Origin of the sequence: Flavobacterium qiangtangense, assembly GCF_042658345.1 — a bacterium.
Lineage (GTDB): Bacteria > Bacteroidota > Bacteroidia > Flavobacteriales > Flavobacteriaceae > Flavobacterium > Flavobacterium qiangtangense.
The window spans coordinates 132717-156291 of record NZ_JBHSQB010000008.1; the positions used below are offsets into that span (position 1 = coordinate 132717).

At 36.2% G+C, this 23575-nt stretch carries 24 protein-coding genes; 17 read left to right on the forward strand and 7 right to left on the reverse strand.

The annotated features are described in order from the left end of the window. Nucleotides 1-5: 5 nt before the first annotated feature. On the forward strand, nucleotides 6-425 hold the full coding sequence (gene rplU / locus ACFPVY_RS11370; protein ID WP_379792133.1) for a 50S ribosomal protein L21: 420 nt from the start codon (nucleotides 6-8) through the stop codon (nucleotides 423-425). A gap of 23 nt (nucleotides 426-448) precedes the next feature. Then, the gene (gene rpmA, locus ACFPVY_RS11375) at nucleotides 449-709 is read left to right on the forward strand and encodes a 50S ribosomal protein L27 (RefSeq protein WP_125012465.1); all 261 of its coding nucleotides are present in this window, start codon (nucleotides 449-451) and stop codon (nucleotides 707-709) included. 105 nt (nucleotides 710-814) lie between these two features. On the opposite strand, the gene ACFPVY_RS11380 is transcribed toward rpmA, so the two are convergent. Then, complete coding sequence (locus tag ACFPVY_RS11380) at nucleotides 815-1270, reverse strand: prolipoprotein diacylglyceryl transferase (protein ID WP_379792134.1); 456 nt, start codon at nucleotides 1268-1270, stop codon at nucleotides 815-817. Nucleotides 1271-1409: 139 nt separating this feature from the next. Further along, the gene (gene ahcY, locus ACFPVY_RS11385) at nucleotides 1410-2726 is read right to left on the reverse strand and encodes an adenosylhomocysteinase (RefSeq protein WP_379792135.1); all 1317 of its coding nucleotides are present in this window, start codon (nucleotides 2724-2726) and stop codon (nucleotides 1410-1412) included. Between the two features lie 190 nt (nucleotides 2727-2916). On the opposite strand from ahcY, the gene ACFPVY_RS11390 reads away from it, so the two are divergent. From ACFPVY_RS11390 to ACFPVY_RS11425, 8 genes are all read left to right on the forward strand, one after another. Next, complete coding sequence (locus tag ACFPVY_RS11390) at nucleotides 2917-3552, forward strand: 4'-phosphopantetheinyl transferase family protein (protein ID WP_379792136.1); 636 nt, start codon at nucleotides 2917-2919, stop codon at nucleotides 3550-3552. A gap of 100 nt (nucleotides 3553-3652) precedes the next feature. After that, nucleotides 3653-4378, forward strand: a complete 726-nt coding sequence (locus tag ACFPVY_RS11395) for a phosphoglycerol geranylgeranyltransferase (RefSeq protein ID WP_379792137.1) — start codon at nucleotides 3653-3655, stop codon at nucleotides 4376-4378. 3 nt (nucleotides 4379-4381) lie between these two features. Then, the gene (gene pnuC / locus ACFPVY_RS11400; RefSeq protein WP_379792138.1) at nucleotides 4382-5005 is read left to right on the forward strand and encodes a nicotinamide riboside transporter PnuC; all 624 of its coding nucleotides are present in this window, start codon (nucleotides 4382-4384) and stop codon (nucleotides 5003-5005) included. Continuing rightward, nucleotides 4966-7080 carry a DUF4301 family protein gene (locus ACFPVY_RS11405; protein ID WP_379792139.1) on the forward strand — a complete coding sequence of 705 codons (2115 nt, stop codon included), beginning with the start codon at nucleotides 4966-4968 and terminating at the stop codon, nucleotides 7078-7080. The genes pnuC and ACFPVY_RS11405 overlap by 40 nt, the downstream gene beginning before the upstream one ends. A gap of 1 nt (nucleotide 7081) precedes the next feature. Continuing rightward, a complete protein-coding gene (gene arfB, locus ACFPVY_RS11410; RefSeq protein ID WP_379792140.1) occupies nucleotides 7082-7483 on the forward strand; it encodes an alternative ribosome rescue aminoacyl-tRNA hydrolase ArfB in 402 nt (133 codons plus the stop codon). 247 nt (nucleotides 7484-7730) lie between these two features. Continuing rightward, a complete protein-coding gene (locus ACFPVY_RS11415) occupies nucleotides 7731-9962 on the forward strand; it encodes a TonB-dependent receptor (protein ID WP_379792141.1) in 2232 nt (743 codons plus the stop codon). A gap of 123 nt (nucleotides 9963-10085) precedes the next feature. Beyond that, a complete protein-coding gene (locus ACFPVY_RS11420; RefSeq protein ID WP_379792142.1) occupies nucleotides 10086-12371 on the forward strand; it encodes a GH92 family glycosyl hydrolase in 2286 nt (761 codons plus the stop codon). Between the two features lies 1 nt (nucleotide 12372). Continuing rightward, a complete protein-coding gene (locus ACFPVY_RS11425; RefSeq protein ID WP_379792143.1) occupies nucleotides 12373-14655 on the forward strand; it encodes a GH92 family glycosyl hydrolase in 2283 nt (760 codons plus the stop codon). A gap of 140 nt (nucleotides 14656-14795) precedes the next feature. Here ACFPVY_RS11425 and ACFPVY_RS11430 read toward each other — a convergent pair whose 3' ends face one another. Beyond that, on the reverse strand, nucleotides 14796-15221 hold the full coding sequence (locus ACFPVY_RS11430) for a Rieske (2Fe-2S) protein (protein ID WP_379792144.1): 426 nt from the start codon (nucleotides 15219-15221) through the stop codon (nucleotides 14796-14798). A 164-nt stretch (nucleotides 15222-15385) separates the two neighbouring features. On the opposite strand from ACFPVY_RS11430, the gene greA reads away from it, so the two are divergent. Together greA and ACFPVY_RS11440 are read left to right on the forward strand one after the other, a co-directional pair. After that, the gene (greA, locus tag ACFPVY_RS11435; RefSeq protein WP_379792145.1) at nucleotides 15386-15862 is read left to right on the forward strand and encodes a transcription elongation factor GreA; all 477 of its coding nucleotides are present in this window, start codon (nucleotides 15386-15388) and stop codon (nucleotides 15860-15862) included. Nucleotides 15863-15927: 65 nt separating this feature from the next. Further along, the gene (locus ACFPVY_RS11440) at nucleotides 15928-16317 is read left to right on the forward strand and encodes an HIT family protein (RefSeq protein ID WP_379792146.1); all 390 of its coding nucleotides are present in this window, start codon (nucleotides 15928-15930) and stop codon (nucleotides 16315-16317) included. A gap of 29 nt (nucleotides 16318-16346) precedes the next feature. Here the strand turns inward: ACFPVY_RS11440 and ACFPVY_RS11445 are convergent, their stop codons facing one another. Both ACFPVY_RS11445 and ACFPVY_RS11450 read right to left on the reverse strand, forming a co-directional pair. After that, the gene (locus ACFPVY_RS11445; RefSeq protein ID WP_379792148.1) at nucleotides 16347-16589 is read right to left on the reverse strand and encodes a GlsB/YeaQ/YmgE family stress response membrane protein; all 243 of its coding nucleotides are present in this window, start codon (nucleotides 16587-16589) and stop codon (nucleotides 16347-16349) included. Between the two features lie 57 nt (nucleotides 16590-16646). Next, nucleotides 16647-17798: a sensor histidine kinase gene (locus ACFPVY_RS11450; RefSeq protein WP_379792149.1), complete on the reverse strand. Its 1152-nt coding sequence runs from the start codon at nucleotides 17796-17798 to the stop codon at nucleotides 16647-16649. A 122-nt stretch (nucleotides 17799-17920) separates the two neighbouring features. On the opposite strand from ACFPVY_RS11450, the gene ACFPVY_RS11455 reads away from it, so the two are divergent. The 5 genes from ACFPVY_RS11455 (at nucleotide 17921) to ACFPVY_RS11475 (ending at nucleotide 21483) form a co-directional block, all read left to right on the forward strand. Further along, nucleotides 17921-18799 (forward strand): flavin reductase family protein, encoded by an 879-nt coding sequence (locus tag ACFPVY_RS11455; protein WP_379792150.1) that lies wholly within the window; start codon nucleotides 17921-17923, stop codon nucleotides 18797-18799. A gap of 56 nt (nucleotides 18800-18855) precedes the next feature. Next, complete coding sequence (locus ACFPVY_RS11460) at nucleotides 18856-19230, forward strand: DUF3127 domain-containing protein (RefSeq protein ID WP_379792151.1); 375 nt, start codon at nucleotides 18856-18858, stop codon at nucleotides 19228-19230. Nucleotides 19231-19395: 165 nt separating this feature from the next. Beyond that, the gene (gene aat / locus ACFPVY_RS11465; protein ID WP_379792152.1) at nucleotides 19396-20025 is read left to right on the forward strand and encodes a leucyl/phenylalanyl-tRNA--protein transferase; all 630 of its coding nucleotides are present in this window, start codon (nucleotides 19396-19398) and stop codon (nucleotides 20023-20025) included. 79 nt (nucleotides 20026-20104) lie between these two features. Next, entirely contained in the window at nucleotides 20105-21178 is a 1074-nt protein-coding gene (gene ald, locus ACFPVY_RS11470; protein ID WP_379792153.1) for an alanine dehydrogenase, read from the forward strand. A 179-nt stretch (nucleotides 21179-21357) separates the two neighbouring features. Beyond that, a complete protein-coding gene (locus ACFPVY_RS11475; protein ID WP_379792154.1) occupies nucleotides 21358-21483 on the forward strand; it encodes a hypothetical protein in 126 nt (41 codons plus the stop codon). Between the two features lie 121 nt (nucleotides 21484-21604). On the opposite strand, the gene tsf is transcribed toward ACFPVY_RS11475, so the two are convergent. Both tsf and rpsB read right to left on the reverse strand, forming a co-directional pair. Then, nucleotides 21605-22567, reverse strand: coding sequence for a translation elongation factor Ts (gene tsf / locus ACFPVY_RS11480; protein WP_379792155.1), 963 nt, complete (start codon nucleotides 22565-22567; stop codon nucleotides 21605-21607). Between the two features lie 115 nt (nucleotides 22568-22682). Next, nucleotides 22683-23456: a 30S ribosomal protein S2 gene (gene rpsB, locus ACFPVY_RS11485; protein WP_379792250.1), complete on the reverse strand. Its 774-nt coding sequence runs from the start codon at nucleotides 23454-23456 to the stop codon at nucleotides 22683-22685. Nucleotides 23457-23575: the final 119 nt, after the last annotated feature.

Consider the following 23575-nt stretch of genomic DNA (forward strand, 5'->3'; position numbering starts at 1 on the left):
TTGTTATGTACGCAATCGTAGAGATAGCAGGGCAACAATTTAAAGTAAGCAAAGACTTAAAGGTTTATGTTCACCGTTTGGCTGACAAAGAAGGAGATGCAATTTCTTTTGCAAAAGTTCTTTTGTTAGACGATAACGGAACAATCACTTTAGGCGCCCCGGCTGTAGAAGGTGCTTCTGTAGAAGCTAAAGTGTTACAACACTTAAAAGGAGACAAAGTAATTATCTTCAAAAAGAAAAGAAGAAAAGGTTACAAAAAGAGAAACGGACACCGTCAATATTTGACTCAAATCCAAATCTCTGGAATCACTGCTCCAGGTGCTAAGAAAGCTGCTGCTAAAAAAGAAGCTGCTCCTGCAACTGAAGAAGCTGAAGCTCCAAAGAAAAAAGCTGTAAAAGCTAAAAAAGAAGAAACTCAAGAATAATTAACATTTAAAACTAATACGTCATGGCTCACAAGAAAGGTGTCGGTAGTTCCAAGAATGGTAGAGAATCAGAATCGAAACGTTTAGGTGTTAAGATTTATGGTGGTCAAGCTGCAATCGCTGGGAACATCATCGTTAGACAAAGAGGTTCTAAACATAATCCAGGTGAAAACGTTTACATGGGTAAAGATCATACTTTACATGCAAGGGTTGATGGAGTTGTTAAGTTCCAGAAAAAAGGAGATAATAAATCTTTCGTTTCTATCCTTCCATTCGAAGCATAAGAATCAAGATTTTTTGATACTAAAAAAGCCCATTCAATTGAATGGGCTTTTTTTATATTCTATAAATTTTAAATAAAAAAAACGCACCGAAGTGCGTTTTAAAAATTACTTAGCTTTTGCTTTTTCAAGAGTGCTATTATAACCTTCTTTCAAATCAGCTTTAGCTTTTGCAGAAGATTCTTTGATGTTTTCTTTTGCTTCGGCAGCAGAGGCTTTAATATCCTCTTTTGCTTCAGCGGCTTCAGCACTAATTTTTTCTGAAGCATTGTTTACCCCAGTTTTTGTAGCTTCCCAAGCACTTTTTGCATTGTCAACCGCAGCTTGAGCTAATCTTTCAGCTTCTTTGTCGCCTTTTGCTTTTGCTTCAGCCAATTTAACTTCAGCTGCGTCTAAATCAGCTTTTGCTTTTTCGCTTAGTTCAAGGTCAATAGTGTTCTCTGTTGTAGTTGTTGTAACAGTTGTAGTTCCGTCAGTCGCTTCTGTCGTTACAGTTTCTTCTTTTTTACAAGATGTAGCCATAAGCATTCCGCATACTGCTACTGATAACATGATTTTTTTCATTTTGTTTTTGTGTTTTAAAATTGTTATAAATTTATAATAAAAATTGTGCCAAAGTTATTTTTTTAGGAAATAAAAAACCCTCGCTTTTCAGCAAGGGTTGTATTTTTATTGAGATTGCTTCGTTTCTCGCAATGACAATCTAGTATCTGTAATATTCAGGTTTAAACGGACCTTGAACTTCAACTCCGATGTAAGCTGCTTGGTCATCTCTCAATGTTTCCAATTCAACTCCCAATTTCGCCAAGTGTAAAGCAGCTACTTTTTCATCTAAATGTTTTGGTAACATATAAACTTCATTTTTATAAGCTGCGCTGTTTTTCCATAATTCGATTTGAGCCAAAGTCTGGTTTGTGAATGAATTACTCATTACAAAACTTGGGTGACCAGTTGCACATCCAAGGTTTACCAAACGACCTTCCGCCAAAATGATGATGTCATTTCCAGCAATTGTATATTTATCAACCTGAGGTTTGATTTCGATTTTTGAAGCTCCGTGGTTTTTGTTCAACCAAGCCATGTCAATTTCATTGTCAAAGTGGCCGATGTTACAAACAACAGTTTTATCTTTCATTTTCTCGAAGTGAGAACCAAGAACGATGTCTTTGTTTCCAGTTGTCGTGATGATGATATCTGCGTTAGCGATAACTGTGTCAAGTTTTTTCACTTCATAACCGTCCATTGCAGCTTGAAGCGCACAAATTGGGTCAATTTCAGTAACCGTCACAATAGATCCAGCACCTCTGAATGAAGCAGCAGTTCCTTTTCCAACGTCACCATATCCACAAACGATTACTCTTTTTCCAGCCAACATCAAGTCAGTTGCACGACGAACCGCATCAACAGCAGATTCTTTACAACCATATTTGTTGTCAAATTTCGATTTAGTAACCGAGTCATTTACGTTAATTGCAGGCATTGGCAAAGTTCCAGCTTTCATTCTTTCATAAAGTCTGTGAACACCAGTAGTCGTTTCTTCAGAAAGACCTTTGATTCCAGCAACTAATTCTGGGTAACGATCGATAACCATATTTGTCAAATCTCCACCATCATCAAGAATCATGTTTAACGGCTGACGATCTTCTCCAAAGAATAAAGTTTGCTCGATACACCAGTCAAAAGATTCTTCGTCAAGACCTTTCCAAGCATAAACTTGAATTCCAGCAGCAGCAATTGCAGCAGCAGCCTGATCTTGAGTTGAGAAAATATTACAAGAAGACCAAGTAACTTCAGCCCCAAGAGCAATTAAAGTCTCGATCAAAACCGCAGTTTGAATTGTCATGTGAAGACAACCTGCAATTCTAGCACCTTTCAATGGTTGCTCCTCTTTATATTCTGCACGAAGCGCCATCAAACCTGGCATTTCAGCTTCCGCCAATTCAATTTCTTTTCTTCCCCAAGCCGCAAGAGAAATATCTTTCACTTTAAAAGCTACAAAAGGTAATGTCGTTGTACTCATCTATTTGTATATATTTGTATTATCAAATTTTTTGCAAATTTACGGAATTACTTTCTATTAAAATAATCTGAAATTTTTATTTAAGGTTTGTTTAATAGTAGGCAATTGAGCAAATTATAACTTCAAATAAAAAGCTTAGTGAACTTTGCGAAAACTTTACACCTTTGCGTTTAAATAATTCCAGTTAAAAATGCCCTTATATAAAACCATCCAATATAATCCCACCACAAAAATCTTAATCTGGAAAATCACAGAAACCTTCGACACGCTTTTCTCTGAAGTAATTTTAAAAGAAAAAACGCTAATAAGGCTTCAAGGAATGAAATCAGAAACGCACCAAAGAGCATTTTTAAGCGTCAGAAAATTACTCCAAGAAACTGGCCACAACGATGTTCAACTTCATTATGATGAATTTGGGAAACCGCATCTTGACAATGAAAATCATATTTCAATTACGCACTCTTTTGATTTTTCTGCCATCATTTTAAGCGATAAAAACGTGGGAATCGATATCGAACAGCGAAGAGAAAAAATCATCAGAATTGCCGATAAATTTGTCGATGATTCAGAATTTTTATTCTTAAACAAAGAGAATTTAGAAGAATACGTTTCAAAATTAACGGTAATCTGGGGCATCAAAGAAGCTGTTTTCAAAATCAGAAACGAAAAAGGAATCAGCTTCAAAGATCACATTTTTGTTGCTCCATTTGAAATGACAGATTTAAAAGCAGAAGCACTTTTGACTTTCGAAAATCTCAATATCAAATTTGATATCAGCTTTGAAGAAATCGAAAATTACACGCTGGTTTATGCCTTTGAAAAGTAATTTTCGATGAAGCTGAATCATTATGACATTATTCAATTGCCAAATTATCTGATTTTCTTTCCGTAGCTTTGTGAAAACTTAGCGAAGCTCTACGGAAAAAATGCAAAACATTTACCACGAAATATTCCAAGCAAAAAAAGCAAATAAGAAACTGTTAGCCATTCTTTTAGATCCAGATAAAGTTGATTTGAAAAATATAAAAAGCTTGGTTTCTAAAATAAAGCAATCTCCAGCGACACACATTTTCATCGGAGGAAGTTTGGTTTTAAATAATTCAATCGACCAAATTATCTTAGAATTAAAAAAAGAAATAAGTCTTCCGGTCCTGCTTTTTCCTGGGAATCCTTCGCAAATTTCAAATGAAGCGCACGGAATTCTATTCTTAAGTTTACTTTCCGGAAGAAACCCAGATTTTTTAATTGAACATCAGGTAAAAGCAGCTCCGATTTTAAAAAAATCAAACTTAGAAATTATTTCTACGGGATATATTTTGATCGAAAGCGGGAATAAAACTGCCGTTGCTTCGGTTAGTAAAACGATTCCGTTGCCACGTCATAACGCTGAAATTGCTGTTGATACCGCTTTGGCCGGAGAATTTTTAGGCAATAAATTAATTTATCTCGAAGCAGGAAGCGGCGCGAAACTTCAGGTTCCGTTAGAAACCATTTCCTTGGTGGCAAAAAATATTTCAATTCCACTAATCGTCGGGGGTGGCATCACAAATTTTGACGGAATCCATGAAGCTTTTCTTGCCGGAGCCGATTTAGTCGTGATTGGAACCGCTTTTGAAAACAACCCAAATTTCTTCACTAATTTCAACTTATAACTGATGATTGATTTTTTTCTTGAAGCCTATAAAAATAAAACCGCTTTTGATATCACAATGGAAGCAATCGTTTTTGTTTTCGGAATCTTAAGCGTTTATTATGCGAAAAAGGAAAATATTCTAGTGTATCCAACCGGAATTATCGCCACAATAATCACGGTTTATCTGTTGTTTCAAGCAGGATATTTCGCTGATATGACATTGAATATTTATTTTTCAATTATGAGTATTTATGGCTGGATAAATTGGTCAAAAGTCAAAGGAAACGAACACGTTTATAAAATTTCAAGAACGAATGATAAACAAAAAATCATTGGAGTCTTGCTATTTTTTCTTACTATTGTGGTAACATACTTTGTATATCATTTATTTGGGCAAGAAATTTTACCAGAAAATTATATCGATATAATCACGTCAGGGATTTTCTTTACAGGAATGTGGTATATGGCGATGAAAAAAATCGAAAACTGGACGCTTTGGATCATCGGTGACATCATCGCCGTTCCGTTATACGCGTATCGAGGCCTCGGAATGTTATCATTGCAGTATGTATTTTTTACAATTTTGGCTATTTTGGCTTATATCGAATGGAGGAAAATCTTAAACAACAAGGAACTGATAAAATAAAAATAGCTTTGTATGGACCCGAATCTACAGGGAAAACTACCTTAGCAGAACAATTAGCACAACATTTTCAAGCTACTTGGATTCCAGAATTTGCTCGAGAATATCTTCAGAATAAATGGAATTCTTCGCAAAAAATCTGTGAGCCAGATGATTTGCTCCCGATTGCTTTGGGACAGATGAAACTGGAAAATGACGCTCTGAAAACCACAAAAAAATATCTTTTTGTAGATACTAATTTGATGTGTACCAAAGTTTTTTCTGAAATTTATTATGGTTTTTGTGATCCAATTTTAGATAAAGCCGCAAGAAAACACAAATACGATTTGTTTCTTTTGACCAATGTCGATGTACCGTTTGAAAAAGATGATCTTCGAGATAAGCCGAATGAGCGCGAGATGCTTTTGGAGAAATTTGAAAAAGCGTTGGTCGACAATAAAAAACCTTATATTTTATTGTCTGGAAATCAAGAGGAAAGACTTGAAAAAGCAACTTTTATAATTGAAGAATATACAAAGGCAAAAGAACTCGGTTTTTCGTCGTATGATTTTATTCAGATTTATAACCAAGGAATAAAAATTGACGTCGTAAAAAACTGCCTTGACATTTTTAAAAACGGAATTCCGAAGATAATTCTAGAGAAGTCGGCTTCACTTCACAACGGAATCAAACTGCTTTCCGAAAATGAAGCTACTTATTATTCAAATTTATTTGACTCTAAAAAAGAAAAACTGAAGCTTCAGAAATTTGTTCCGGCTTCTGGAGCGGCAAGTCGAATGTTTAAGTTTTTGAGTGAGTTTTTAAACGAATTTAAGCTCGGCGAAGAAACGATAAACGCTTATATAAACCGAACAAAATGTATTTCATTGCCAATTTTTTTGATCGGAAAAAATAAGTTTCCGTTTTATAAAGATTTAAAAGAATACACAAAATCAAAATATCCAGAATATAAAAATTGGGACAGCGATACCAAGTCATATCATTTGATCAAGTCGCTTCTGGGTAAAAATCATTTCGATTTTGCTTCCAAACCAAAAGCAGTTTTGCCGTTTCACGAGTATAAAACGCACATTGCAACGCCAATCGAAGAGCATTTAAAAGAAAGCGGATTTTATGCTTCTTCAAAAGGAATTTCAAATCTTCATTTTACGATTTCTGAAGAACATCAGCAGGAATTTAAAGAGATTATCAACGAAATTAAGCCAAAAATTGAAGAGGAAAGTAAATCAAAAGTCAATGTTGATTTCTCATACCAACACAAAACAACCGACACAATTGCTGTTGATTTATACAACGATCCTTTTAGAAGTGAAGACGAAAAACTATTTTTCAGACCGGGAGGTCATGGCGCATTGATTGAAAATTTAGACAACCTTTATGCGGATATTATCTTCATAAAAAATATCGACAACGTTATTCAAAATCATATAGAAATCGTTGCATTGTATAAAAAAGCGCTCGCCGGAATTCTGCTTGAAATGCAAGAAAATATTTTTAACTTTCTAAAAATGCTCGATTCAGAAAGTATTTCTAAAGAAGTTTTCGACGATATTTTAGAATTTTTAAAATCGAAATTGCAGATTTTAGTAACATCTGAATTTAAAAAATATACAAAAGAATATCGCGTTGAATATTTAAAGGAAATTTTAAACAGACCAATTCGCGTTTGTGGAATGGTGAAAAACGAAGGCGAACCCGGCGGAGGTCCTTTTTGGGTAAAAGAAATTGATGGAAAAAGATCGCTTCAAATCGTTGAAAGTTCTCAAATTGATTTAGAAAACCCAGCACAAAAGAAGATATTGGCGAGTTCCACACATTTTAATCCGGTAGATTTGGTTTGTGCTACGAAAAATTACAAAGGCGAAAAATTCGATTTAATTGAATTTATCGATCACAAAAGTGGTTTTATCGTCGAAAAAACTAAAAATGGAAAACCAATTAAAGCCTACGAACTTCCAGGATTATGGAACGGTGCAATGGCAAAATGGATCACCATTTTTGTTGAAGTGCCGTTGATCACTTTTAATCCGGTGAAGACCGTCAATGATTTATTAAAACCGCCACACCAGCCTCAATAATTTGGACCAAGGAAAAATCATATCAGAATTAAGTTTCAAAGCAGTCAGAAGCAGCGGCGCCGGCGGACAAAACGTAAACAAGGTTTCGTCAAAAGTCGTGCTGTCTTTTGATTTATTAAATTCAAAAGTATTGTCTGACGATGAAAAATTACTTTTGGAACAAAATTTAGAACCAAGATTAACCAACGACAAAATCTTGATTTTAAACTGCGATGAAGACCGAAGCCAATTAAAAAACAAAGAAATTGTTATCAAAAGGTTCTTGCAAATCATCAACCAAAACTTAATTGTTCCAAAGGAAAGAAAGGCCACAAAAGTTCCTAAATCAGTGATTAAGAAACGAATCCAAAACAAAAGGAATCTCTCAGAGAAAAAGCAGAATAGAAGAAAACCTGATTTTTAAATTAGTTACCCAGAAAAAACTGCCTACTAATTACTGAAAACTGAATACTTTCTCTATATTTGTCCTGTCTCAAAGGGGTGCTCTAAATAACGAGCTGAGATTATACCCAAAGAACCTGGGCGGGTAATGCTGCCAAGGGAAAAAACGACAACTTTTTTAGAGTGCACGCTTGAAAATTGTCGTAGAACATCAATTTTAATTTTAACAACAGAATAATTACCCCTTTTATTTCGTAAAATTTTTACGAATGAAACCTTTATTCAAACAATTTCCTCTTTGCCGAAAGAGTCCTGAACGATCGGGATTTTTTACTGCAAAAACCATTTTTACCATCACATTATTTTCTTCCGTTTCCCTTTTTGCCCAAGAAGAAAAAGTGCTTGACACCACAAAAGTTACCGCTTTAGATGAAGTTTTGGTGTCCGCCGTTCGTGTCACAGCGCAGACTCCAGTGACTTTTACCAACATTACCAAAAAAGATTTAGAATCCAGAAATTTAGGCCAAGACATTCCGGCGTTGCTGAATTATTTGCCATCGGTTGTCACGACTTCTGATGCTGGAAATGGCATCGGTTACTCGGCGATTTCGGTGCGTGGTTCAGATTCGCGACGCGTGAATATTACGCTGAACGGAATTCCGTACAATGATTCAGAATCGCAAGGAACGTTTTGGGTAAATATGCCAGATTTCACTTCTTCGGTTCAAAGTATGCAGTTACAGCGCGGTGTCGGGACGTCCACGAACGGTGCGGGAGCTTTTGGCGCCAGCTTAAATTTGCTTACGGATTCGTATGCTTTGGAATCTAACGGAGAAATTTCGAATTCCTTCGGAAGCTTTAATACTAGAAAACATACGGTAAAATTCAGCACAGGCTTGATGAATGACCATTTTGAATTAGCCGGAAGAGTTTCCAATATCAAATCTGACGGTTATATCGACAGAGCAGAATCTGACTTGAAATCTTACTTTTTCCAAGGAACTTATGTTGGGAAAACGACTTTAATCAAGGCTTTGGTTTTTGGTGGAAAAGAAAAAACGTACCAAGCTTGGAACGGACTTGAAGACCCAGAAAAACTGGCAAATGACAGAACTTACAACGTTTCGGGAGAATATTATGACGACGAAGGAAACCTGCGTTTTTATGACAATGAAACCGATAATTATGACCAAGACCATTATCAATTGCATTGGAATGAAAAATGGGGCGATAACTGGAGCACGAACTTAGCGTTTCATTACACAAGAGGTTTGGGTTACTATGAAAATTATAAGCAAGGAGAAGATTTGTCAGAATATGGAATTGCGCCTCAAATTATTGACGGAGAAGAAGTTACCGAAAGTGATTTAATCCGAAGAAAATGGCTGGACAATGATTTTTACGGAACCACTTTTTCTGCAAATTACAAAACAGATACTATCGATTTTATTCTTGGCGGAGGCTTAAATAAATATGAAGGAAAACACCGCGGAAACGTGCTTTGGACCAGAAGCGTGGTTCTTCCAGAATATGATTTAGAATATTATAATGATTTTTCAACCAAAACAGATGCTAACTTTTTTGCAAAAGCGAATGCGAGAATCAACGAACATTTCAGTCTCTTTGGAGATTTGCAATACCGAAATGTGACGTATAAAGCCAACGGAAATGAAACCGGTTTGGTGGATGATAATTTCAATTTTTTTAATCCAAAAGCAGGAATCACGTACATCGTGAATGAAACAAACGACATTTACTTCTCTTACGCACGAGCAAATCGCGAGCCAAACCGAAGCGATTATGAGGGCGGAAATCCAAAGCCTGAAAAGCTGAACGATTTTGAATTAGGTTGGAGATACAACACGCCAAAAACCAAATTGAACATCAACGGATATTTCATGCGTTACAAGGATCAGTTGGTTTTAACCGGAGCTTTGAACGATGTGGGCGCGCCGATTCGTCAAAATTCAGGAAATAGTTATCGATTAGGTTTGGAAATTGACGCGACACTTTTGGTTACAGAAAAATTAATTTTGCGTCCGAATGTAACTGTAAGTTCGAACAAAAACGAAGATTTTTATTTCCAAAGAGATGGCGTTTTGCAGAATTTAGGAAACACAGATATCGCTTTTTCACCAAATTTAATTTTTGGAAACGCAATCACTTTTCTTCCTATAAAAAATATGCAGGTTTCGCTTTTGACAAAATTTGTCGGCGACCAATATATGGGAAATATTGATTCAGAGGGTTCAAAATTAGAAAGTTACACGGTTAGCGATTTGAATGTTTCGTATGAAATCAAGACGAATTCTATTTTTAAATCAATAATTATTTCAGGTTTGGTGAACAATATTTTTGACTATAAATATGAATCAAACGGATATTTTTATACTTATGATGACGATTTCTCAAATCCCGGAAGCGTGAGCACAATTGAAGGCGCAGGCTATTATCCGCAAGCCGGAATCAATTTCTTGGCCGGATTGACCTTAAAATTTTAAAGTTAGTTTTTTAATTTCCCCGAAAGGCTTGGCAGAAGTACCACATTCTGTCAAGCTTTTTTATTTCTATTTTATTGTAATATCTTTAGGCAATCGATTTCCCAAAACTACAATTCATTTCAGATGAGACACAAATTCTTGCTTTCAATCGCATTATTGCCTTTATTTTCGATAGCTCAAAAAACACAAAACTTCAAATACATCCGGCCTTTGATTGGAACGGAAAGAATGGGACACACTTTTCCGGGAGCGACAGTTCCGTTTGGTTCGGTGCAATTGAGTCCGGATACTGATACAATTTCCTACGAATTAGACGGAAAATACAACGGAAAAGTCTATGAATATTGCGCCGGATATCAATATGAAGACAAGACTATAACCGGTTTTAGCCACACGCATTTCAGCGGAACCGGACATTCTGATTTGGGCGATTTCTTGATTATGCCAACAACTGGTGAATTATTTCTAAATCCGGGAACGGCAACAAATCACGCAAAAGGCTATCGTTCGGCATATTCGCACAAAAATGAAATTGCAGAAGCCAATTATTACAAAGTAAAACTAGACGATTACAATATCACGGCAGAATTGACGACTTCACAGCGCGTCGGCTTTCATCAATATACTTTTCCAAAATCTGAAAAATCGCATGTGATTTTAGATTTGATGGCCGGAATTTACAATCACAACGAAAAAAATGTGTGGACATTCGTGCGTGTTGAAAACGACACTTTAATTACCGGATACCGACAAACACAAGGCTGGGGAAGAACCAGAACGGTTTATTTTGCGATGTCAGTTTCTAAACCTTTCAAAAGTTATGGTTTCCAAAATAATGATGACAAAAATATTTACAAAGGTTTTTGGAGGAAATTTGACCAATCAAAAAACTTTCCAGAAATGGCGGGTAGAAAATTGAAAATGTACTTGGATTTTGATACCAATGAAAACGAAAAAGTAAAAATAAAATTTGCGCTTTCACCAGTAAGCACTTCTGGAGCTTTGGAAAATATGAAAGCAGAAATTCCGCATTGGGATTTTGAAAAGACTAAAAATGAAGGCCAAATGCTTTGGGAAAAAGAACTGCAGAAAATTGAAGTTGAAACGATTTCCGAAGAAGATAAAATCAATTTTTATACGTCGATGTACCACGCTTTCATCAACCCGACGGTTTATATGGATGTGGACGGAAGCTATAAAGGCTTGGACCAAAATGTGCACAAAGCAGACGGTTTTACCAATTATACCACATTTTCACTTTGGGATACGTACCGCGCGCTTCATCCGCTTTTCAATGTAATTCAGCCTAAAAGAAACGCCGATATGATAAAGTCGATGTTGGCACATTATGACCAAAGCGTTCACAAAGCGTTGCCGGTTTGGTCGCATTATGCCAATGAAAATTGGTGCATGATTGGTTATCACGCGGTTTCTTTGATTGCCGATGCTGTCGCGAAAAACAATGCTGATTTTGACACGAATAAAGCATTGGAAGCCATGATTTCTTCTTCCAATTTAGATTATTATGACGGTTTGGAATATTATAAAAAACTGGGATATGTTCCTGAAGATAAAAACGGAGCTTCGGTTTCAAAGACTTTGGAATACGCTTATGATGATTGGTGTATTGCCCAAATGGCGAAGAAATTCGGAAGAAATGACATTTATGAAACGTATTCAAAACGTGCTGAAAATTACAAAAATGTGTTTGATTCTACCGTAGGATTTATGCGTCCGAAGTTAAGTGACGGAAGTTTTAAGAAAGAATTTGACCCGATGGATACGCACGGACAAGGTTTTATCGAAGGAAATGCTTGGAATTATAGCTTGTATGTTCCGCATAATCCAGAAAGTTTAATCGAATTAAATGGAGGGAAAGAAAAGTTTTCAAAACATTTGGACGAATTGTTTTCCATGAATCTTCCTGATAAATATTTTGCAAATACCGAAGATATCACAAGAGACGGAATCATTGGCAATTACGTACACGGAAACGAACCTTCACACCACGTCGCTTATTTGTACAATTGGACCAACCAGCCTTGGAAAACACAAGAAAAAGTGCGAATGATTATCAAAAGAATGTATCATTCTGGACCAGACGGTTTGGGCGGAAACGATGATACGGGACAGATGAGCGCTTGGTATATTTTCACGAGTTTGGGCTTTTATCCGGTCGCGCCTGGTTCGCCAGATTACGCTCTTGGAAGTCCGTTGGTTAAAAAAGCAACGTTGCGTTTTGAAAACGGAAAATTACTAGAAATTGATGCCAAAAATCAAAGCGATAAAAATGTGTACGTCAAAAAAATAGAATTAAACGGAAAGGAAATCTCCAAATTTATCACGCATGAACAGCTGATGAACGGCGGAAAATTGACTTTTTACATGGACAAAAAACCTAGTAAATAATATGAAGAAATTACTTTTAACTGCAATTCTTATCTCCAACATCAGTTTTGCGCAAGAAGTTGGAAAAGTTACCGATTTTGTGGAATGGGTGAATCCGTTAATAGGCACGATGTCAAAGCCTGATATGTCAAACGGTAACACCTATCCAGCGATTGCGTTGCCTTGGGGAATGAACTTTTGGTCGCCTCAAACCGGGAAAATGGGCGACGGCTGGATGTATTCGTACACCGCTGAAAAAATGCGCGGGTTTAAACAAACGCACCAACCTTCGCCGTGGATGAATGATTATGGACAGTTTTCAATTATGCCAACCGTTGGTAAAGTCAAATTTAACGAAGACGAACGCGCGAGTTATTTTTCGCATAAATCTGAGATTGCAAAGTCACATTATTATAGCGTTTATCTAGCGGATTATGATATGAACACTGAAATTGCGCCAACCGAAAGAGCTTCTATTTTTAGATTTACGTTTAAAAAAACCGATAGCGCGAATGTGGTTATTGATGCTTTTGACAAAGGTTCTTTTGTGAAAATCATTCCAGAGGAAAATAAAATAATTGGGTATTCGACCAAAAATAGCGGAGGCGTTCCTGCGAATTTCAAGAATTATTTTGTGATTCAATTTGAAAAACCATTTGCGTCGAAAGCCACTTTTGCAAATCAAATCTTGCAAGTAAATCGCGATGAAATTCAGGATTTGCACGTTGGAGCAGTTGTTAGTTTTAAAATTGAAAAAGACGGCGAGCCAATTATTGCCAGAATAGCTTCGTCATTTATCAGTCCAGAGCAGGCAGAACTCAATTTGAAAGAAGTTATTGGAAAAGATTTTGAAACCGTAAAATCAGAAGCGAAGCAAAAATGGAACGAAACGTTAGGAAAAGTAAGCGTGGAAGGCGGAACAGTGGACCAAATGCGCACTTTTTATTCGTGTTTGTACCGAAGCGTTTTGTTTCCGAGAAGTTTTTATGAAATTAATGCCGAAGGAAATCCGGTTCATTACAGTCCTTATAACGGACAAGTTTTGCCAGGTTATATGTTTACGGATACTGGTTTTTGGGATACTTTCAGAAGTTTGTTTCCGTTTTTAAATTTGGTTTATCCCGAAATAAATGTCAAAATCCAAGAAGGTTTGGTTAATTCGTACAGAGAAGGCGGTTGGTTGCCAGAATGGGCGAGTCCGGGTTTTCGAAATATTATGGTGGGAAATAATTCGGCTTCTGTGGTTTCAGATGCTTATATTAAAGGCCTCCGCGGTTATGAAATTGAAACATTGTACCAAGCTTTGATTAAAGGAGCCAATAATTCTGGACCAATGACTGCTGTGGGTCGTGCCGGAGTTGATTATTACAAAACGCTTGGTTATGTGCCTTATGATGTGAAAATCAATGAAAATGCGGCGCGAACTTTAGAATATGCGTACGATGATTTTGCGATTTATCAATTGGGAAAAGCTTTGGGGAAACCCAAAAAAGAAACAGAAATTTACAGAAAGCGAAGTTTGAATTATAAAAATCTTTTTGACAAATCATCTGGGTTGATGCGTGGCAAAAATAAGGACGGAAAATTTCAATCTCCGTTTAATCCTTTTAAATGGGGCGATGCTTTTACTGAAGGAAACAGCTGGCATTACACTTGGTCAGTTTTTCATGATATGAAAGGTCTGATTGGATTGATGGGCGGAAAAGAGAATTTTGTCAAAAAATTAGACAGCGTTTTTAAATTGCCTCCGGTTTTTGATGATACGTATTATGGTGGTGTAATTCATGAAATCAGGGAAATGCAGATTGCAGGAATGGGCCAATATGCGCACGGAAACCAACCGATTCAGCACATGCCGTATCTTTATAATTATGCTGGCCAGCCGTGGAAAACACAATATTGGACTCGGGAAATTATGAACAGAATGTATCTTCCCACGCCAGATGGTTATTGCGGTGACGAAGATAATGGGCAAACTTCGGCGTGGTATGTTTTTTCAGCGCTTGGGTTTTATCCGGTGGCGCCGGCCACAAATCAATATGTTTTGGGAGCGCCTTTGTTTAAAAAAGCGACGGTTAATTTGAGCAACGGAAAAACATTAGAAATCAATGCGCCAGAGAATAATTCGGAGAATAAGTATGTTGAAAAAGCTACTTTAAATGGCAGGGAATTTTTTGAAAATTATCTAAATCACGAAGATTTGATGAAAGGAGCTACCTTGGAATTTGAAATGACAAATAAGCCGAATACCAGAAAAGGAACTAAGGAAAACGATGCTCCGTATTCACTTTCTGATAAAAACTAAAGGTAATTTGTCAAGTTGCGGAGCGTGAGGGATTGAAGCGGAAATCCTTTTTCTGGCTTTTTTGCCAGGAAAAGATTGAGAGTGAAAAGCCCGACCCAAAGAAAATGCGCTAGCTTTTTGTTTGGGTCACGCCCAAAAAATTAATTGTAAATGCGAACGACGTTTCCGTTAACTTCGGTGCGGTATTGCAAAAGTCCGTATTGCATTGTAACCGTTGGAAGGCCTGTAAATAAAGAGTATTCAACATCATCACACGGACAAGTTGCAATTGGTTCTGAAAATTCTAGTCGCGAACAGGTTGTTGGAATTTGATTTGGGCAAGTTGCTTCCCAAGCTAAAAATCCAGAACCGGTGTTAAAAAGTATAATTCCGTTGATTCCGGCGTTTCCTTGATTGATTAAAACGGCGTTTCCGGCATAATTTAAATCGCTGTACAACGGAAGGTTTAGGTTTACTTCGACGTTCACGCTATAACTTGGTAAAAATTGGTTTCTGATTCGAACATCGTCGTCTGAACAGCTCAATATTGCGATTATGGCAACGAATAGGGTTATAATCTTTTTCATTTTAAAAATTTCGAGGTTTAATTTGTAGAAACAAATTTAATTTAATTAACTTTGGTTTTATATACGAACAGCGTATAAATTTAAATTGAACTAAAAAATAGTATCTTTGTGGAAAGAAATCCCGTGGTCATGGGATTTTTTCTATTTATATAAACGATGAAATTATGAGTAACGTATCTTATTATACCGCAGAAGGATTAAAAAAGTTGAAAGAGGAATTGGATCACTTGAAAAATATCGATCGTCCAAAGGCTTCACAAGATATTGCAGAGGCGAGAGATAAAGGTGATTTGTCTGAAAATGCAGAATATGACGCGGCAAAAGAAGCGCAAGGTTTGTTAGAAATGAGAATTTCTAAAATGGAAGAAGTGTATGCCAATGCACGTTTAATTGATGAGTCGCAATTAGATTTGTCAAAAGCATTAGTTCTGTCAAAAGTGAAGATCAAAAACCAAACTAATGGTATGGAAATGACTTATACTTTGGTGGCGGAAAGTGAAGCGGATTTAAAATCAGGGAAAATTTCGGTGACTTCGCCAATTGGTAAAGGTTTGCTTGGAAAATCTGTGGGTGAAATTGCTGAAATCACGGTGCCAAATGGTGTTTTGAAATTTGAGGTTTTAGAAATAACAAGAGAGTAAAGTTTAACCGTTTAATCGTTTTTCGTTTAATCGATTAAACGGTTATCCAAATCAAAAAATTAACGATGGCTTCTATTTTTACAAAAATAATCAACGGAGAAATTCCTGCTTATAAAATTACTGAAGACGAAAATTACTTGGCATTTTTAGATGTAAATCCAAATGCGAAAGGCCATACGCTTTGTATTCCGAAACAAGAAATCGACAAGATTTTTGATATGGAAGAAGCGCAGTATTTAGGTTTGATGCAATTTTCGAGGAAAGTTTCAAAAGCTTTAGAAAAAGCGGTCCCTTGCAAAAGAGTGGGAATGGCGGTAATTGGTTTGGAAGTGCCGCATGCGCACGTACACTTGATTCCGTTGAATGAAATGGACGAGATGCGCTTTCAGAATAAAGTAAAATTGTCTAAGGAGGAATTTGAAGAATTAGCAGAAAATATTAAACGAAATTTATAAAAAAGGGGCTGATTTTTCAGCCCCTTTTTTTATTGTTTTTTAATTAAACTGATTATCAAGAGCAGTAACCATGCTCCTGCAACGGCGATGATAATTTGCCAAAGCAAACCACCTCCACCGATTCCAAATTTTCCAGCAAGCCATCCGCCAACAAATCCTCCGATAATTCCGACGATAATATTGCCGATAATTCCAAATCCTGCTCCTTTCCAAATTTGACCGGCTAGCCAGCCCGAAATCGCTCCAATTAACAAAAAGTACAAAAAATCCATAATTTATTTTATTTGGTTATAGTTATATAAATATATAACCAAATTATTTATAAATAATCATTTTTTATTAAAACTTACAATTATGCAGGTTCCTTTGTTTATTTCTGACGAATAAACCTTGATTTTTCCGTCATGATATTCTTCTACAATTCGTTTGGTTAATGACAATCCAAGTCCCCAACCGCGTTTTTTGGTGGTAAATCCAGGCTCGAAAATTCGTTTGAATTGATTCTTCGGAATTCCTTTTCCAGAATCTTTTACTTTTATTTTTACAAATTTAGCGTCTTCCTCAATCTCAATCGAAAGTTTTCCGCGTCCTTTCATGGCATCGATGGCGTTTTTGACTAGATTTTCAACGGTCCAGCTGTGTAAAATTGGGTTTACTAAAACTAAAATCGGGTGTTGAGGCGCTTTAAACGTAAAATCAATTTGTTTCGAAAACCTTGATTTTAAATAGTCGTAAGATTCTTCTGTTTCCTTAATAATATCGCGTTGTTCCAAAACAGGTTCTGAACCAATTTTTGAAAAACGATCGGCAATAGTTTGCAATCTGACAATGTCTTTTTCGATCTCGGTTACCGTGGTTTCATCGACGTCATCGGTTTTCATAATCTCAATCCAACCTAGTAATGACGAAAGTGGCGTGCCAATTTGATGCGCGGTTTCCTTTGCCATTCCTGCCCAAAGCTTGTTTTGAGTTGCCATTCTGCTGGCGCGATAAAAGTTAAAAATCAATAATCCGAAAAGTAGTAAAATCAAGAAAAGTGCAATTGGATAATATTTCAAGTTGTTTAAAAGTTGAGAGTTCCCAAAATAAATATATCGAAATTCGCCCGGTAAAAACTCAATCTTTATTGGAATATTTTCATTTTTGAAATGCTTAAAAAATTCTTGTGATTTTATTGAATCATTAGCAATTTCATCGGCAATATTCCGCATTCCCATAACTGTTCCATTTTGATCTGTCAAAACAATTGGTATTGTGGTATTTTTGTCCATTATCTGTCTTGGAAGCTCGATGTCATCGTTTTCCAAATCAGCCATATTGAGTGTTTTGAGCGAAGAAGCCCAGATTTCCATTTTTTGTCTTTCCTCTTTTTTGAAAATTTGAAAAAACGTATAAGTGTTCCAAAGGATTAATGTTACAATTATAAAAGAGATTACGATGATAATCCATCGGGTGACATTTCTTTTTTCAGAAAACTGCATAAACTTTATTTTGAGGTATAAATATAAGGAAAAGAAATAAGCTGAAAATTTGAAACTGTTTCTAATCGTTAAATACTAAATTCTTATTTCAATTTATTACTTTTGTTTAAACGCAAAAATCTATGATTAGTATCGAGCCGAAAGAAATTTCGACAGCAAAATTACAAGGTTATCTTCAAGGTTCTGTGGGTCCAAGGCCGATTGCTTTTGCCAGCACGGTTGATGAAAACGGAAACCCAAATTTGTCGCCTTTTAGTTTTTTTAATCTTTTTAGTGCTAATCCGCCGATTTTGGTCTTTTCGCCATCGCGACGCGTGCGTGATAATACGATTAAACATACGCTAATAAATGCTCGCGCAACCGGCGAAGTCGTGATTAATGTGGTGAGTTATGATATGGTGCAACAAACTTCGCTATCGAGTACAGAATATGCTGACGGCGTAAATGAATTTGTAAAATCAGGCTTCACAGCTATTCCTTCTGATTCGGTAAAACCATTTCGAGTGAAAGAATCTCCGGTGCAATTTGAGTGTAAAATTCAGCAGATTATCAGCCTTGGAACCGAAGGCGGTGCTGGCAACTTAATCATCTGCGAAGTAATTAAAATGCACATTGATGAAAGTGTTTTGGATGAAAACGGAGGCATTGACCAGCATAAAATTGATTTGGTTTCAAGACTTGGAGGAAATTGGTATTCTCGTTCCAACGAAGGATTGTTTGAAGTTGAAAAGCCCTTGACGACATTAGGGATTGGAGTTGATGCTATTCCGAAATTCGTTAGAGAAAGTAGTGTTTTTGACGGAAATGATTTGGGTAAATTAGGAAACGTAGAAGCATTGCCTACAACCGAAGAAGTTGCTATCTTTGTAAAAGAAAATTTTGCGGTCAAAGGCGTTTTGAGTTCTGATGACCAAGAAAAAGTGCATTTGAAAGCAAAAGAATATCTTGACAACAACGAAGTGATTTCTGCTTGGAAAATGCTTCTGTCAGAGTGGAAATAATGAAAGGGCTGTAGTGTTACAAGCCATATAAATAACGAAAATTAATTAAGAAAATTATGGAAGTTTCAGGTAAAGTAAAAGTGATTAACGCAGAACAGCAGGTTAGCGCGGCGTTCAAAAAAAGAGAATTGGTTGTTACTACAGAAGAGCAATATCCGCAACACATTATGATTGAGTTTACTCAAGATAAATGTGATTTGTTGAACAATTATAGAGTGGGTGAGCCTGTGAAAGTTTCTATCAATTTAAGAGGTAGAGAATGGACAAATCCACAAGGAGAAACAAAATATTTCAACAGTATTCAAGGTTGGAGAATAGAGAAATTGCAAGCTGACGCGCCACAAGGACAAGTTCCTCCAATGCCAGCAAAAGAAGCTTTCGAGCCAGCTCCAAGCTTTAAAGACGAAGAGCACGACGATTTGCCTTTCTAGTTTTTTGAAGAAATAAATTATAAACCGCAGGAATTATTCTTTGCGGTTTTTTTATGTTTAGTTCGGATATTTTAACGCAAAGAAGCAAAGTTTTTTCGCAAATTAAAATAAGCCATGTTTTGGTAATTTTGTAAAGCTCTGTGAGATAATTGAAATTTTATTGAAATGTATTTTATTAGAAAAGAATTATATTTTCCGCCAGTTGAAGAAGCGAATGACGATGGGATTTTGGCCGTTGGAGGTGACTTGTCTCCTGAACGGTTGTTGCTTGCTTATAAAAGCGGAATTTTTCCATGGTTTGAAGATGACGAGCCAATTTTATGGTGGGCGCCAGAATATAGAATGGTGGTTTTTCCGGAAGAATTTGTGGTGTCAAAAAGTATGCGAAATATCTTGAACCGAAATATTTTCAGAATTACTTTCAATCAAAATTTTCGAGAAGTCATTTCCAATTGCAGTTCCATTAAAAGAGATGGTCAGAAAGGAACTTGGATTACCAATGATATGATTGAAGCCTATTGCAAATTGCACGAAATGGGAATCGCAAAATCAGTTGAGGTTTGGCAAGACGATGTTTTGGTTGGAGGCTTGTACGGAATTGATTTAGGGCATATTTTCTGCGGAGAAAGTATGTTTTCAAAAGTGTCCAATGCGTCAAAAGTGGCTTTTTCTTTTTTGGTTACTAAATTGAAAACAGAAAACTACAAACTATTAGATTGTCAAGTTCACAATGATCATTTAGAAAGCTTGGGTGCGAGAGAAATTACTCGAGATGATTTTATGAATTTGATTTAAAATATTATAAATTTAATTTTAACCCTATATTTTGAATGGCATAATAGCGTATATTTGATTAAATATAAAACATAGCCGTATGAAAATAGGGGTTACAAAAGAAATTAAAAATAATGAAAGCAGAGTTGGTCTGACGCCTGCCGGAGTTTTTGAGCTTGTAAAAAATAAACATACTGTTTATGTGCAAACTTCTGCCGGCGAAGGAAGTGGTTTTTTTGACAGTCATTATCGTGATGCTGGAGCAATTTTGCTTGAGACGATGCATCAGGTTTATGCCTTGAGCGAAATGATTGTGAAAGTGAAGGAGCCGATTGCAGAAGAATATCCGTTGATTAAGGAAAACCAAATTATTTTCACTTATTTTCATTTTGCTTCAAGTAAAGAATTGACGGATGCGATGATTGCGTCCAAATCGATTTGCATTGCTTATGAAACCGTTGAAGACGAAGACGGAACTTTGCCTTTGTTGACGCCAATGTCTGAAGTGGCAGGAAGAATGGCAATTCAGCAAGGTGCAAAATATCTGGAAAAACCAATTAAAGGAAGAGGAATTCTTCTGGGTGGCGTTCCTGGTGTTCCCCCGGGAAAAGTGCTGATTCTTGGCGCTGGAGTTGTCGGGATTCAAGCGGCGAAAATGGCGGCTGGCCTTGGAGCTCACGTGACCATTTTAGATATCAATATGAAACGCCTTCGTTATGTGAATGACGTGATGCCAAGCCACGTTGTTACTGAATTATCTACAGAATATACGATCAGAAAGCATATTAAAACCCACGATCTTATAGTTGGCGGTGTTTTAATTCCTGGAGCGAAAGCGCCGAAATTAATTACCAGAGATATGTTGAAAGATATGAATCCGGGTACTGTTTTGGTTGACGTTGCCGTGGATCAAGGCGGCTGTTTTGAAACTACAAAGGCTACAACCCACGAAGATCCGACTTACATTATTGACGACGTTGTTCATTATTGCGTGGCAAATATGCCGGGCGCGGTTCCTTACACGTCAACATTGGCGTTGACGAATGTCACGCTTCCTTATGTTTTGAAAATAGCAAATCTAGGTTGGGAGAAAGCCTGTGAATTAAATGCCGATTTGAGAAAAGGATTGAATATTGTAAAAGGTGAAATAGTTTACGAAGGTATCAGAAAATAGTTGTATTATAATATTTTTCTTTCAAATATGGCGAAAATACAATACCCAATATTAATTAACACATGAATTAGACCTTTTTTGTATTAAATTTTCGTTATGGTAAATATTTTTTTGTACTATTGCTAACGAATGCTTTTTTAAGAAGCAATCAAAGTTTTTAATTCTCAATACCACTAAGGATGAAACAACTACTACATTCTATTCCTGCAATTATTGAAAACGAAACAAGAGTGTCTTGGCTCGTTTTTAAAGTTGTATTTGTTATGGCGCTCTTTGCAAGCATTGCATTGTTTGTGATTGAGTAATCGCTGTAAAGCTACCGATTAAAAAACCTTTAGAAATTTCTAAAGGTTTTTTTATTTGGTAGAAATAAAAAACCCAATCTTAAAAAAGATTGGGTTTTAATATGTCTAAAAAGCAGTTAGATTATCCTAAAGCAACTCTTTTGAAACCTGTGATTTCAACGTTGAATCCTTTTACATAATCACCCACTTTTTTGCTATCGTCTTTGATAAAGTTTTGATCTAACAAAGCTTTTTCTTGATCTAAAGTTGTGTTGTCAGAGATGAAACGTTGCACTTTTCCTGGAATGATTTTGTCCCAAATTTGTTCTGGTTTACCTTCTGCTTTCAATTCAGCTTTAGCATCTTCTTCAGCTTGTTTTAAAACTTCCTCAGTTAACTGAGAATATGAAATGTATTTAGGAACGTTTTTCAATGTTTTTCCTAAACGTTTTGCTTCTTCATTGTCTTTTTCGATTACTGCAATACGAGCGGCAAGTTCAGATTCTACGAAAGTAGGATCAAAATCTTTGTAAGATAAAGTATCAGCTCCCATAGAAGCAACTTGCATAGAAACATCTTTAGTTAGTGTTTCAGCGTTCTCGATTTTTGCAGAAATAGCCGTTAAAGCAGCAATTTTGTTTACGTGAACATAAGATCCAACGAAAGTACCTTCTAAAATTTCAAAACCACCGATTTCGATTTTCTCACCGATAACACCAGTTTGCTCGATTAACTTTTCAGCAACAGTAATTCCGTTGAAATCTGAAGCCAAGAATTCTTCTTTAGAAGAGAAATTGATTGCTTTTTCAACTAATTCTTTAGCTAAAGATACGAAAGCTTCATTTTTACCCACGAAATCTGTTTCGCAGTTTAAAGTGATGATAGCTCCTTTAGTGTTATCTGCATTGATAAAAGAAACAGCAGCTCCTTCAGCAGACTCACGGTCAGAACGGTTAGCAGCAACTTTTTGTCCTTTTTCTCTAAGAATCTGGATTGCTTTATCAAAATCTCCATCAGCTTCAACTAAAGCTTTTTTACAGTCCATCATTCCGGCACCTGTAGATTGTCTTAATTTATTTACGTCTGCAGCAGTAATTGTTGCCATAATATTTTTTGATTTAAAGATGAAAAGATTGAAAAATTTAAGGATTAAAAGTAGTATTAATTCTAAAATCAATAATTACCTAATCATTAAATCTCTCAATCTTTAAATTTATTTATTATTCTTCAGTTGCAGTTTCTACTGTTTCACTTGGAGCAGCAGCAACTTCACCAGCTGGTTGTTCATCTTTGTTATCAGAAGAATTTCTATCAGAAAGACCTTCGATAACTGCAGAAGTTACTAAAGATAAAATTTTCTCAATTGATTTTGAAGCATCATCATTTGCAGGGATTACATAATCAACCTCTCTTGGGTCAGAATTTGTATCCACCATTGCGAAAACTGGAATGTTTAATTTTTGAGCTTCTTTAATTGCGATGTGTTCAGCTTTAATATCTACTACGAACAATGCAGCAGGAAGTCTTGACATATCAGCGATTGAACCTAAGTTCTTCTCTAATTTTGCACGAAGACGATCAACTTGTAAACGTTCTTTTTTAGATAAAGTCATGAAAGTACCGTCTTTCTTCATTCTATCGATAGAAGCCATTTTCTTAACAGCTTTTCTGATAGTTACAAAGTTAGTCAACATTCCACCAGGCCATCTTTCAGTGATGTAAGGCATGTTTGCTGCAGCTGCTTTTTCAGCTACGATATCTTTTGCTTGTTTTTTGGTAGCAACGAATAAAATTTTTCTACCTGATGCAGCGATCTTTTTCATAGCTTCGTTAGCTTCTTCGATCTTAGCTGCAGTTTTATATAGATTGATAATGTGAATTCCATTACGCTCCATATAGATGTAAGGAGCCATGTTTGGATCCCATTTTCTAGTCATGTGTCCAAAGTGAACACCTGCTTCTAGTAATTCTTTAACTTCTACTTTGTTTGCCATTTTAATGTAATAGTTTACGTTCTGTTGAATTAGCAATGTTCCTTTTGGGCTTTAAGCAGTAAGCTTTAGGCTTTAGGCTTCATTTAGATGCTAAACTAATTTCCTGCCTCGACAGGAAC